Annotated in this window: 10 protein-coding genes; 5 read left to right on the top strand and 5 right to left on the bottom strand. The window is 64.3% G+C overall.

Features of this window, described 5'->3' with window-relative positions:
* Positions 1-29: 29 nt before the first annotated feature.
* Positions 30-1730 carry an ABC transporter ATP-binding protein gene (locus tag AKL02_RS17525; RefSeq protein ID WP_083078316.1) on the bottom strand — a complete coding sequence of 567 codons (1701 nt, stop codon included), beginning with the start codon at positions 1728-1730 and terminating at the stop codon, positions 30-32.
* A 196-nt stretch (positions 1731-1926) separates the two neighbouring features.
* Here AKL02_RS17525 and AKL02_RS17520 point away from each other — a divergent pair, with 196 nt between their 5' ends.
* Positions 1927-3138, top strand: coding sequence for a pyridoxal-phosphate-dependent aminotransferase family protein (locus AKL02_RS17520; protein WP_083078317.1), 1212 nt, complete (start codon positions 1927-1929; stop codon positions 3136-3138).
* On the opposite strand, the gene AKL02_RS17515 is transcribed toward AKL02_RS17520, so the two are convergent.
* Positions 3129-3335, bottom strand: coding sequence for a hypothetical protein (locus tag AKL02_RS17515; protein WP_083078318.1), 207 nt, complete (start codon positions 3333-3335; stop codon positions 3129-3131). The two genes, AKL02_RS17520 and AKL02_RS17515, sit on opposite strands and share 10 nt — an antisense overlap.
* Positions 3336-3470: 135 nt before the next feature.
* Positions 3471-4580, bottom strand: a complete 1110-nt coding sequence (locus tag AKL02_RS17510) for a pyridoxal phosphate-dependent aminotransferase (RefSeq protein WP_083078319.1) — start codon at positions 4578-4580, stop codon at positions 3471-3473.
* Positions 4581-4728: 148 nt separating this feature from the next.
* On the opposite strand from AKL02_RS17510, the gene AKL02_RS17505 reads away from it, so the two are divergent.
* Complete coding sequence (locus AKL02_RS17505) at positions 4729-6024, top strand: MFS transporter (protein WP_083078320.1); 1296 nt, start codon at positions 4729-4731, stop codon at positions 6022-6024.
* A gap of 190 nt (positions 6025-6214) precedes the next feature.
* Here the strand turns inward: AKL02_RS17505 and AKL02_RS17500 are convergent, their stop codons facing one another.
* Positions 6215-9334 (bottom strand): valine--tRNA ligase, encoded by a 3120-nt coding sequence (locus AKL02_RS17500; RefSeq protein WP_083078321.1) that lies wholly within the window; start codon positions 9332-9334, stop codon positions 6215-6217.
* Positions 9335-9524: 190 nt separating this feature from the next.
* Between AKL02_RS17500 and AKL02_RS17495 the strand changes: the two genes are divergently transcribed.
* A complete protein-coding gene (locus AKL02_RS17495) occupies positions 9525-10745 on the top strand; it encodes a T6SS phospholipase effector Tle1-like catalytic domain-containing protein (protein WP_083078322.1) in 1221 nt (406 codons plus the stop codon).
* On the opposite strand, the gene AKL02_RS17490 is transcribed toward AKL02_RS17495, so the two are convergent.
* A complete protein-coding gene (locus AKL02_RS17490) occupies positions 10647-11138 on the bottom strand; it encodes a PaaI family thioesterase (protein WP_083078323.1) in 492 nt (163 codons plus the stop codon). The two genes, AKL02_RS17495 and AKL02_RS17490, sit on opposite strands and share 99 nt — an antisense overlap.
* A 229-nt stretch (positions 11139-11367) precedes the next feature.
* Between AKL02_RS17490 and AKL02_RS17485 the strand changes: the two genes are divergently transcribed.
* Positions 11368-11820 (top strand): hypothetical protein, encoded by a 453-nt coding sequence (locus tag AKL02_RS17485; RefSeq protein ID WP_133051970.1) that lies wholly within the window; start codon positions 11368-11370, stop codon positions 11818-11820.
* A gap of 91 nt (positions 11821-11911) precedes the next feature.
* Complete coding sequence (locus tag AKL02_RS17480; RefSeq protein WP_232621657.1) at positions 11912-12901, top strand: carbon-nitrogen hydrolase family protein; 990 nt, start codon at positions 11912-11914, stop codon at positions 12899-12901.
* Positions 12902-12976: the final 75 nt, after the last annotated feature.

Below are 12976 nucleotides of genomic sequence, written 5' to 3'. Positions count from 1 at the left end.
ATGTAGGCAGCCGGGACGGGAATGCCAACTCAATCGAGAAGCTGCATCCGGCAGAGCCCGGCATAGGGCCCGTTCTTGGCCAGCAGCTCGTCATGCGTGCCCTGCTCCACGACCTGACCTTCGACCACCACGATGATCTTGTCGGCATTGCGCACCGTCGACAGGCGGTGGGCGATGACCAGCGTCGTGCGGCCCTGGCTCAGGTCCGCCAGTGCCTGCGCGACCTTGGCCTCGGAGACGGTGTCGAGGGCGGAGGTCGCCTCGTCGAGCAGCAGGATCGGCGCGTCGCGCAGCACGGCGCGCGCGATGGCGACCCGCTGGCGTTGCCCGCCCGACAGCGCCGAGCCGCGCGGGCCTGCGCCGGTATTGATGCCGTTTTGCAGAAGGTCGGTGAATTCGGTCACATGAGCCGCTTCGAGCGCGGTCTGGATATGATCGGTGTCGACTTCCTGCCGCCCGAGCAGAACATTCTCGCGGATCGTCTCGTCGAACAGCGCGGAATCCTGCGACACCGTCGAGAAATGCTGGCGCAGTTCGGCAAGGCCGAGAGCGTTCAGTGGCGTGCCGCCCAGCGTGATGCGCCCGCTATCGGGATCGACGAGTCGGGTCAGCAGGTTGAACACGGTGGTCTTGCCCGCACCCGAGGGGCCGACAAGCGCGGTGGTCTGGCCGGGCTCCGCCACGAAGCTGAGGCCGCGCAGGACGTGCTTGTCGCCGTAATGCAGATGCACGTCGTCGAACTCGATCCGGGTGGTCTCGGGCAGGGCGGCAGGCTGCGCGGGCGAGGTGATCGCGGGTTGGGTGTCGAACAGGCGATAGATCCGCTCGAGGCTCGCCGCCGCCGTTTGCCATGCGCCTGCCGAATTCGCGAGGCGGCGCAGCGGCTGGAAGGCCAGCGCCATCGCGGTGAAGAAGGACATGAAATCGCCCACCGAGCGCTCGCCCTCCAGAATTTGCTGGCCGCCGAGAATCAGCACCACGAAGAAGCCGAGACCGGTGATGATGTCGATCATCGCGGGCACGAGGCCGGAGATGAAGGTGGTCTTGATCTGGGCGATGCGGACCTCGTTCACCAGACGGGCGAAGCGCCCCGCCTGATACTCCTCGATCCCGTTGAGCTTCACGGCGGCGATGCCGTGGAAGACCTCGTCGAGCCGGGTCGCGCGTTCGGAAGAGCTTTCGCGCATCTGGCGTGTCTTGCGGCGAATATAGCGTTGCGCCATGGCGACCGGGAGGATCAGGAGCGGCGCGCCGATCACAGCCCCAAGCGTCCAGCCGGGATCGATGGCGACAGCCACGCCGAACAGCGAAATCAGAGAGACCGCGTCGCGCCCGGTGCTGGAGATGAAGATCTTCCACACGTTCTGCACGGCCGAGGTGTCGCCCTGCACGCGTTCGATCAGCGCGCCGGGCGGGTTGGCCTGATAGAAATGCTGGTCGAGCCGCAGCATGTGCCGGAACAGGTCGATCTGCATATCGCTCGAGGTGCGCAGCGAGACGCTCGTCATCACCGTGCGCGAGGCCACCGAGGTCACGGCGCGGATCAGGAATAGCCCGAAGATCGCGCCGCCGACCCACCAGATCAGATCGCTTTCGCCCTGCACGAAGACCTTGTCGAAGAGCGGCTTGAGCATCCAGCTCAGTGCGCCCAGCGTCGAGCCTTCGATCATAAGAAGCACCATCGACACGCCAATCATCGGCCAGTGCTTGAGCAGATAATCGCGCCACATCCGGCCCGCGAGGTGTTTCGACGTGTAAGGATTTGCAGTCTTGGCCACGAGGCACCATGCGATAGGCGCGCCATTCGGCACGCGGTTAAGCCCGTGAATTACCGCGAGACAGGGGGCGCGTGCAAGCCGGGCGCGAGATTGACGCGGCGGGCGGGCGGCATTACCGATTATCCGTTCTGCCAGACGGAGATACCCGATGAGCCTTGCCCAAGGTCGCCCCTACCTCGCCATTCCCGGACCCTCGACGATGCCTGACCGTGTTCTGGCCGCGATGCATCGTCCCGCGCCCAATATCTACGAAGGCGAGATCGAGGAGATCGCGGCCCGGGTCGCGGCGAACCTGCGCCGGGTGGCGATGTCCTCGTCCCATGTCGCGATCTATATCGCCAACGGGCACGGGGCCTGGGAGGCGTCGATCTCAAACGTGTTCTCGCGCGGGGACAAGGCGCTGAGCCTCGTGACCGGGCGCTTCGGCAATATCTGGGCGCGCAACGCCGCCACGATGGGCGTGGACGTTCAGCGTCTGGAATTCGGGATCAAGGCCCCCGCCGATCCTGCAAAGGTCGAAGAGGCGCTGCGGGCCGACAAAGACCACGAGATCAAGGCCGTGCTGCTCACCCATGTCGATACCGCGACCTCGGTGGTCAATGACGTGGCGGCGATCCGTGCGGCGATCGACGCGGCGGGGCATCCGGCGCTCTTGATGGTCGATTGCATCGCCTCTCTGGGATGCGACGAGTTCCGGATGGATGATTGGGGCGTCGACGTGATGGTCGCCGCCAGCCAGAAGGGCCTGATGGTGCCGCCGGGTCTGGGCTTCGTCTGGTTCTCCGACAAGGCGCTGGCGGCAAGCCGCGAGGCCGATCTGGTCACCCCTTATTGGGACTGGCAGCCGCGCGCTTTCCCCGAAATGGTCTATCAGTATTTCGGGGGCACTTCGCCGACGCATCACCTCTTCGGCCTGGATGAATCGCTCAAGATGATCCTCGAGGAGGAGGGTCTGACCCATATCTGGGCGCGTCACGCGACGCTCGCCTCCGCTGTCTGGGCGGCTTTCGAGACGTGGGGACAGGAGGGAGACATCGCGCTCAACATCGCGAACCCGACCCATCGCGCCCATTCGGTGACTGCGGCGCGGATCGGGGCGGGCAATGCCCAGCGGCTGCGCAGTTGGCTCGAACGCGAGGCGGGGGTGACGCTGGGGATCGGGCTCGGGATGGCCGAACCCGGCACGCCCGAGGCCAACGATTTCCTGCGGGTCGCCCACATGGGCCACGTGAACGCCCATATGACGCTGGGTGCGCTGGCGACCATGGAGGCCGGGATGCAGGCGCTGAAAATCCCGCACAACCCCGGCGGCATCGCCGCGGCGGCAGGGGCTATCGCGAAAGGCGCCGGTCAGGCCTGACCGTGACGCTCCAGCCAGTCGGTGAGCTGTTCGACCTCTTCCGTGGCTTCGCGCGACACTTGCGGGGCTTCGGTGCGCGAGGTCGAGAGCTTCATCTCGCGGCTGGATTGGGTCATGCCTGCATAAGCGCCGAAGGCCAGGGCAAAGGCCAGCGGGCTAAGCATTGCGATACGGGCGTTGCGAGTCTTGCGGCTCATGGGTCTGCTCCTGTTGTTGAGCAAAACATGGGCGCGCCCCCGAGTCGACGCAACTCACCTTGCGGCGAGATGCGCTGATGCCGGTGCTTTTTCGCCGATCTCATCGGCGGAATTGTGTCCGAGAGGGAGTGCGGCTCAGCGCGCGCGGGCGGCTTTCAGCGCGTCGGGCAGAGCCGTAGCGAAGGCGTCTAGCTCGGCCTCCGGTCCGACTGAAACCCGGATGCAGCGATTTTGCGGGGCGACGAAAGGCATCCGCACGAACACCGCGCGCGCATCCAGTTCCTGCAGTACAGCCCGCGCGAAATCGCCGTCCTGCCCGCAGTCGACGGCGACGAAATTCGTGGCCGAGGGCAGAGTGCTCAGCCCGTTCTCGCGTGCGATCACGTCGATCCGGTCGCGCGCACCGGCCACCAGCAGCCGCATATAGGCCTGCCACGTCTTGTCCTGTAGCGCGGCCAGCGCACCGGCCTGAGAAATCCGGCACATGCCGAAATGATTGCGGATCTTGTCGAAGGCGGCGATCAGCTCGGGCGCGGCCAAGGCATAGCCCACGCGCGCGCCCGCCATCCCATGCGCCTTCGAGAAGGTGCGCATCCGGATTGCGCGGGGATCGTCGGCTTTGATCCGCGCCTCGGTCCCGTCGTCGGCGAATTCCACATAGGCCTCGTCCAGCACCATCAGCGTGCCCGCGGGCACCGCCTCGATCATCGCCTCGATCGTCTCGCGCGGATGATAGGTGCCCATCGGATTGTCGGGATTGGCGATATAGACGAGCTTCGCGCCCACCTCCGTCGCCTTCGCGATCAGCGCCTGCGGATCTTCGTGGTCATCGGCATAGGGTACTTTGTGCAGCACCCCGCCAAAGCCTGCGACGTGGTAGTTGAAGGTCGGATAGGCCCCGTCCGAGGTCACAACCGCGTCGCCCGGTTCGATCACCAGACGGCACAGATAGCCCAGGAGCCCGTCGATCCCTTCACCGACCAGCACATTCTCGACCGCGACACCGTGATGCTCGGCAATCGCCGTGCGCAGCTCGAAACTGGTCGAGTCGCCGTATTTCCAGACATCGCCTGCCGCCGCCGCCATCGCGGCAATCGCGCGCGGCGAGGGGCCGAAGCCGTTTTCATTCGCACCCAGCCGCGCGGCGAAGCGGCGGCCGGCAAGGCGCTCGTGTTCCTCGGGCCCGACGAAGGGCACGGTGGCGGGAAGGCTGTCGATCAGGCGGGTATATCGGGGTCCGGTCATGGCTACAGGCGTAAGCGCAAAGCGGTCATGCGGCAAGAGGGCGCTTCAATAGGTAGCGAGGGAAGCCGGAACACCGGAACCGGGGACTAGGCTAAGGGCTTGTCCCGGCGTAATCTTTAAAAATCACATATGTTTGGGAAGCCAGCCGATGAGCGCCAGCGACACCTCTTTCTCCACCTCCCTGTTCGAGACGCTGACAGGGGACCGCCCGGGAAATGTGAAGGAGTTGAGCGAGAGCGCCGCCGAGCACGAACCCGGCAGTTTCCTGCGCCATGTCGGCTCGTTGTCGATGACCAAGCTGGCCGACGGGCTGATCGATCCGAAACTGGTGTTGAGCTGGCTGATGCAGGCGGTGGGCGCGCCCGCCGCGCTGGTCAGCTGGCTGGTGCCGGTGCGCGAGGCGGGCTCTCTGTTGCCGCAGCTGTTCACCGCGCCGCATGTCCGCCAGATGCCGCAGCGCAAATGGGCCTGGGCGGCGGGGAGCTTGATCCAGGGGCTGGCGGCGGCTGCGATCGTGGTGATCGCGCTGACGATGCAGGGGATGGCCGCGGGGCTTGCGATGCTGGTTGCGCTGGGCGTGCTGGCGATTGCGCGCTCGCTGTCCTCGGTGAGCTACAAGGATGTGCTGGGAAAGACCGTGGACCGGACGCGGCGCGGCACGACGACCGGGATCGCGACGAGCGTCTCAGCCGCCGGGGTGATCCTGTTCGCAATCACCCTGATGACTGGGGTGGTGGAGCGGATGAGCCTCGTGATCGCGGCGATCTCGTTGGCCGCCGTGCTCTGGGTCGCGGCGGCGGCGTTGTTCTCGACGCTGCGCGAGGAAGATCAGCCGGGCGAGGACAAGGGCAGCATCGGCCTGTCAGAACTGAGCCTGCTGTGGAAGGACGCCGATCTGGGCAAGTTCGTGATCGCGCGGGTGCTGCTGCTGCCGACCGCGCTCGCGCCGCCCTATATCGTGCTGCTCGCGGCCCAGGCGGGCGATAACCGGTTCGGCGCGCTGGGGGCGATGGTGCTGGCCTCGGCGCTGGCCTCGCTGGTGAGCTCTTATATCTGGGGGCGGCTGGCGGATCGGTCCTCGCGCAAGGTTCTGATCTTCACCGGGCTGGTCGCGGCCGCGTTTCTAGCGCTGGCGGTGGTGCTTGGCTGGTCGGGGCTGATGGGCACGATCTGGGCCTCGCCGGTGGCGCTGTTCGGGCTGATGATCGGCTATCAGGGGGTGCGGCTGGGCCGCTCGACCTACCTCGTGGACATGTCACCCAGGGATGATCGCGCGGCCTATACGGCGGTGTCGAACACGACCGTGGGGATGATGCTGCTGGCCTTCGGGGCGGCAAGTTCGGCGCTCGCGATGGCGGGGCCGGAAATGGTGCTGATCGTCTATGCGGGGATCTGCGTGGTCGCCTCGGGCGTGGCCTTCACGATGAAGGAAGTGTCGGAGTAAGGCCTCCGCTCAGCTCATGGCGCGGGGCGACCAGCCCCGGGCCGCGCCCGACCCTCCCCCCGGGAGGGCGCATTGGCGATGTCGCACGCGCTCATCCGTCGTTCGGTCTTGCGAGATAAAGTGCAGACCTCACGTGTCGAGCCGCGCCCACCCGAGGGTCAGGCGCGGCCCTGATCGCTAAAGGCCTCGCTCAGCCCATCTCGGCCAGACGCGCCACGGCCTGACGCACTTTCTCGGCCTCTTCCTCGGCGCGGGCGAGGTTCTCGCGGGTTTCCACGACGACCTCGGGATCGGCATTGGCGATGAATTTCGGATTGTTCAGACGACCCTTCATGCCGCCGATTTCCTTCTCCATCTTGCCCAGCGCTTTCTCCAGACGCGCCTTCTCCTTGGCGATGTCGATCACGCCTTCCAGCGGCAGCCCGAAGAGCGCGCCCTGCGCCGGGATCGAGATCGCCCCTTTCGGGATCGGCGCCTCGGTGATGCTCTCGATGCGCGCCAGTTTGAAGATCAGCGCCTCGTTATTGGCGAGCGCTGCGCGCGCGGCGTCATCGGCCTCGGCCAGAACCATCGGCAGTTTCAGCCCCACCGGCACGCCCATCTGCGTGCGCGACGACCGGATCGCCTCGATCAGTTCGATCACCCAGTTCATCTCGCGGTCGGCGGCCTCGTCCACCAGATCGGCGGCTTTGTACTCCGGCCAATCGGCATGGACGAGCATCTTCGCGCGATCGCCCTGCGGTGCGGTCAGCTCCCACAGCTCCTCGGTGATGAAGGGCATGATCGGGTGCAGCAGCGTGTAGCACTGATCGAGCACCCAACGCATCGTGGCGCGGGTTTCCTCGGCATGCTCGCCGTCGAAGAGCGGCTTGGCGAATTCGACATACCAGTCGCAGACCTTGCCCCAGACGAAGCCGTAAAGCCCCAGCGCCGCGTCGTTGAAACGGTAGGCGGCGAAGGCTTCGTCCACCTGTTCGCGGATCTTCGCGGTCTCGCCGATGATCCAGCGGTTCACCGTATGGGTGGGCTGCGGAATCTCGGTCACGACCGGGCCTTCGAACACGCCGTTCATCTCGGCGAAGCGCGTCGCGTTCCAGATCTTCGTGCCGAAGTTCCGGTAGCCTTTGATGCGCTCCTCGGAGAGCTTCAGCACGCCGCCCATCGCCGCCATCGCGGTATTGGTGAAGCGCAGCGCATCCGCGCCGTAAGCGTCGATGATCTCGAGCGGGTCGATCACGTTGCCCGTCGTCTTCGACATCTTCTTGCCCTTCTCGTCGCGGACGAGCTGGTGCAGGTAGACGGTGTGGAAGGGCACCTGATCCATAACGGCCAGCTGCATCATCATCATCCGCGCCACCCAGAAGAACAGGATGTCGAAGCCGGTCACGAGGACATCGGTCGGGAAATACTTGCGCATCTCCTCGGTATCCTCGGGCCAGCCCAGCGTGCCGATCGGCCAGAGCCCCGACGAGAACCAGGTGTCGAGCACATCCGCGTCGCGCCAGACCGGGTAGACGAGCTGCGTCGGATCCTCGGTCATCTCGTATTGCGCGAGGCTCGCGGCGAGCACTTCGATCGCCTTGTGGCGGTCTTCGACCTCGACGATGCGCGCCACGTTCAGCGGCGTCGGCAGTTCTGCGTTCTGTGCCTTGAACCAGCCGATGACGCTCTCGAAATCGGAGGCGCAGTGGTAGCGGTCGTCGCGATGAACCATCTTGGTCTCGACGAGCAGGCGGCCCATTTCCACGAGGTCGATCGTTCCGTCGCCTTCGTCATCGCGGAAGTCGGGCGCTTCCATGTCCAGACCGTACCAGACGGGGATCTGGTGGCCCCACCAGAGCTGGCGCGAGATACACCAAGGCTCGATGTTTTCCAGCCAGTGGAAATAGGTCTTCTCGCCGGCTTCGGGCATGATCACCGTGTCGCCGTTGCGCACCGCATCCAGCGCCTTGCCCACGATCTTCTCGGCATCGACGAACCACTGATCGGTCAGCATCGGCTCGATCACCACTTTCGAGCGGTCGCCGAAGGGCTGCATGATCGGCTTGTCTTCGACGTAAGGAATGGTGGTTTCGGTCTCGTTGCCGTCTTCGTCGGTGACGGTCTTCGTGATCGTCACCGCGAGGCCCTCGTCGGTGATCTGACGGATCACGGCTTCACGCGCCTCGAACCGGTCGAGCCCGCGCAGTTCCTCGGGCACGAGGTTGAGCGCGTCGATCTCGGCCTCGGTGAACTCGGCCCCTTTCGAGATGTCCATCGCACGGGCCGCGCATTCCTCGTAGGACAGCCCGTCGGCGCGCATCGCGCCCTTGGTGTCCATCAGGCGATACATCGGAATGCCGCCGCGCTTGGCGACCATGTAGTCGTTGAAGTCATGCGCGCCGGTGATCTTCACCGCGCCCGAGCCGAATTCGGGATCGGGATATTGATCGGTGATGATCGGGATCAGGCGGCGATGCTCTTTCGGGCCAACCGGAATTTCGCAGAGCTTGCCCACGATCGGCGCGTAACGCTCATCGGACGGGTGCACCGCAACTGCGCCATCGCCCAGCATCGTCTCGGGGCGCGTGGTCGCGATCGAGATGTAGTCGCGCTCTTCGGTGAAGAGGACATTCCCGTCCTCGTCCTTCTCGACATAGGTATAGGTCTCGCCGCCCGCGAGCGGGTATTTGAAGTGCCACATGTGACCGGCGACTTCGATATTCTCCACCTCGAGGTCGGAGATCGCGGTCTCGAAATGGGGATCCCAGTTCACCAGTCGCTTGCCGCGATAGATCAGGCCCTTTTCGTACATGTCGACGAAGACCTTGATCACCGCGTCATGGAAATTGCCCTCGTTGCCTTCCGGCGCACCGGGCGCACCCGACATGGTGAAGGCGTTGCGCGACCAGTCGCAGGATGACCCCAGACGCTTGAGCTGGTTGATGATGGTCGAGCCGTATTCGCCCTTCCATTCCCAGACCTTCTCGAGGAATTTCTCGCGGCCCAGTTCCACCCGCTTGGGCTGGCTGGTCTTGGCCAGTTCCTTCTCGACCATCAGCTGGGTCGCGATGCCCGCATGGTCCTGACCCGGCTGCCAGAGCGTGTCGAAACCGCGCATCCGGTGCCAGCGTACGAGGATATCCTGCACGGTGTTGTTGAAGGCGTGGCCCACATGCAGCGCGCCCGTCACGTTGGGCGGCGGGATCATCACGCAGAAGGTCTCGTCGCGCGATGCGTTGGCCCCGGCCTTGAAGGCTCCGGCCTCTTCCCATTTCGCGTAGATCCGCGGCTCGGCGCTCGCGGCATCGAAAGTCTTGTCCATCGTCATGTCAGGCATCCTTGGCTCGGCTTGAGGGCTGTTTAGCCCGCGCAGGCGACAAGGAAAACCCCGTGCGCGCCGGTCCAAAAAGCGCGGCGGGCACGATCGGGTCAACAAACTGCCGCGATTGCCCCTGAAGATAAGAGAAACTTATCCTACATTGGATAGTATAAGCCCAACTTATCTGAGGAGCGCTGATATGCGCGGTCTCTTCGAGCGTGTGATCTCTGCCCTGCGTCGCCGCAGCCCGGAACGGGCCGAGGCGCGCGCGGCAGCTGGTGCAGGCCGTGGGCCGGTGGATCATGTTGTGCTGCTCGACGGGACGCTCGGCTCGCTGCGGCCCGACCGCCTCACCTCGATTGGGCTGATCTATCGCTTCCTGCGCCGGGCGGCGCCGAAAGTGTCGGTCTATTACGGGCGCGGGCTGCGCTGGCGGGACTGGCACGACATGTCGGATGTCTGGTTCGGCTGGGGCGTGAACCAGCAGATCTCGCGCGCCTATGGCTGGCTCGCGATGCGCTACCGTCCGGGCGACCGGATTTTCCTGATCGGCTATTCTCGGGGCGCCTTCGCGGCGCGCTCGCTGGCGGGGATGATCGGGCGGATCGGCCTCTTGCGCCCGGAACATGCGATCGAGCGGAACACCCGCCTCGCCTGGCGCCATTACGAGGAAGAGACCCCCGCGGACATCCTGCAAAGCTTCCGCAACAGCCTATGCCACGAGAATGTCGAGATCGAGATGGTCGGCGCGTTCGACACGGTGCAGGCGCTGGGCATCCGCGTGCCGTTCTTCTGGATCGTCAGCGAAGAGCGCGTGCGGTTTCACGATCACCACCTGAGCGATCATGTGCGCCATGGGTTTCAGGCGCTCGCGCTCGACGAGCGGCGCTCGGTGCTGGAGCCGTTGGTGTGGGAAAGCGACGAGGGGGCCTCGGAGGCAGATCCTCCCGCGACCCGGATCGAGCAGCGCTGGTTTCGCGGCGCGCATGGCGATATCGGCGGGATGCTGGGCCATTTCGGCGATGCCCGCCCGCTCGCCAATATCCCGCTCGTGTGGATGCTGGAACGCGCCGAGTCGCTGGGGCTGAGTCTGCCGCCCGGCTGGCAGGCGGAGTTTCCGCGCGATCCGAATGCGCCATCCGTCGGCACATGGACCGGCTGGGGCAAGCTGTTCTGGCTGCGTGCGCCGCGTGTCGTCGGTCGCGACCCCTCCGAGGGGCTGCATGAGAGCGTCGTCTTGCCCGAAGGCTCGCGCGCGATTTTCCGACCGCGCATCCTGCGCCCCGAAATCCGCCGCCTCGCGCGCGGCTCCGCGCCGGCCTCAGACCTCGGGCGTCATGACGAAACAGGTGGCGGTGCCGGTCGCGTAGAGGCGTCCATCCTCGGCGCCCCGGATCTCACCCCGCGCGACGCCAGTTGAACGCCCGATATGATCGAGCTGGCCTACGCCGATCACCTCGGTGCCGGGCTTGATCGCGCGGATCAGGTTCACCTTGAATTCGAGCGTCGTCTGCGTCTGACCCTTCTTCAGTCCGGTGATCACCGAGCAGGTCATGACCGTATCGAGCATCATCGCATACCAGCCGCCATGAATGCCGCCATAGCCGTTGGTCTGCGGATGCCCCGGCGTGCCGCGACAGGTGACGCGGCCTTCCTCGGCCTCGGTGATCCGGTACGCCATCAGCTTCTGCACGGTGGGGGAGGGGACGTCGCCGGTGACCATCTTGCGGACGTAGTCTAGCCCCGACATCGAGAGGACCTCCTCGAGCGGGAGGAAATCGTCGGGTCCTTCGGCAAAATATTGGTCGGGCATGTCTGGCTCCTGTTGGGTCGGGCGACAAGCTATCGCGATGGGCCGGAAAGGGAAGGGGGAGCGTTTGCGATCCGCGCCACAATGGGCGGCATTGCCCTCGGAGCCAGCATCGCGAGGCGCGGCGCGCCTTGATGGCGCGGCGACGTATTCATTTGAGAGCAGATCGGCTTGACTACGTTCCTGTAAGAAAAGCTATAAATTAAAAAAGCCCATTAACGTCAGGATCGTCATGAAGAAGTGGGTTTTTAGAGTAACAATTATCTTGATCGTCGTATATGCGGCTTCGCTTACTTACACTTTCTATCGAAAAGGCTACTTCAGCCTGCCAGACCTACCCGACGGAGCATACACGCTGTCTTCCGACAATGGTCTACGTGCGATCATTCTAGACGCGGATATTTCCAACGAGGCTGACTACACACCACCGAAATTTTTTCGAAATTTGGCAACTGCAAATCGAGATCGTAGGTACTTGGGTTTTCCGCTCGAGGTTGAGCCTTGGTTCGAAGAGGCTTGGTCTTGGTGCAAGAAGCCAACGGCTTTAGAAAGAGATGAACTTGAAAGAACCCCAGAGGAATTCAAGCGCCAGATCGCGAACGCCCGGTTCGAAGCTGTCTGTCGCATTGATGTCGATGGGAAAGAGATCGTCCGTGGACTGATTTTCTCTGTGCCTCGGCTCTGACGTTGCTCCAAGGGTGTTTGAGGGTTTTCTCCGGTGGATGGGCCGTCTTGTGCTATTCTCGAGCCTCACTCCGCGGACGGAGTGGGGCGTCTTGACCGTCTTCCGTTTTGATGGCCGCGCGCCGAACAGCCATTGGGAGGACGATCTCATGCAAATTGCTATCGTACAGCAACCGCCGGTCTACATGAACAAGACGGCGTCTCTGGAGCGAGCGGTCGAACTGGTCGCCGAGGCGGCTTCTCAGGCGTGCCGACTGATCGTGTTTCCCGAGACATGGTTGCCGGGCTACCCCACTTTCGTCTGGCGGCTCCCGCCGGGGGCAGGGATGAAGAAGACCGACGATCTCTTCGCGCTTTCGCAGGCCAATTCGATCGATCTCAGCAAAGACGAGCTTGCGCCGATAAAGGAAGCGGCAAAAGAGCATTCGATGGTGGTCGTGATGGGCCATCAGGAGGTGGATGGGGCGGTCAGCGGCAGCACGCTTTTAAACAGCGCAGCGATCATCGACGCCGACGGGACCCTTCTGAACAACCATCGAAAGCTGATGCCGACAAACCCCGAGCGTATGGTCTGGGGGTTCGGAGACGGCTCGACCCTCAAGGTCGTTGAGACCGCAGTCGGGCGTGTGGGCGCCCTGATATGCTGGGAAAACTACATGCCGCTGGCGCGGTTCGCGCTCTATGCCCAGAATATCGACATCTATTGTGCACCGACCTGGGACAGCGGCGATACCTGGCTGGCGACAATGCAGCATATCGCGCGCGAAGGCGGATGTTGGGTTCTCGGCTGCGCCACGTCGCTCGAGGCAAGCGACGTGCCCGCGGATCTCCCCTATCGTGACGAGCTTTTCCCTGACGACAACGAGTGGATCAATCCCGGGGATGCGGTGGTCTACAAACCCTTCGGCAGTTTGCACGCGGGCCCGATGAGGAAGGAAAAGGGGCTGCTGGTCGCGACGGTGGACGTGGATGCCGCCAGGGCTTCACGCCGCAAATTCGATGTTAGTGGTCATTACGCCCGGCCGGATGTTTTCACTCTCAACGTCAACCGAGCCAAGCAGTCGCCCATTTCCTTCGACTGACACGGTGAGGCCGCCCGCCGCCAAAGAAAAAGGGGCCCAGCCGGGCCCCTCCGTTCAATCCATTTGGGTGCCCTT

Origin of the sequence: Thioclava electrotropha, assembly GCF_002085925.2 — a bacterium.
Classification (GTDB): domain Bacteria; phylum Pseudomonadota; class Alphaproteobacteria; order Rhodobacterales; family Rhodobacteraceae; genus Thioclava; species Thioclava electrotropha.
This window is presented reverse-complemented; position numbering and strand designations above follow the sequence as displayed.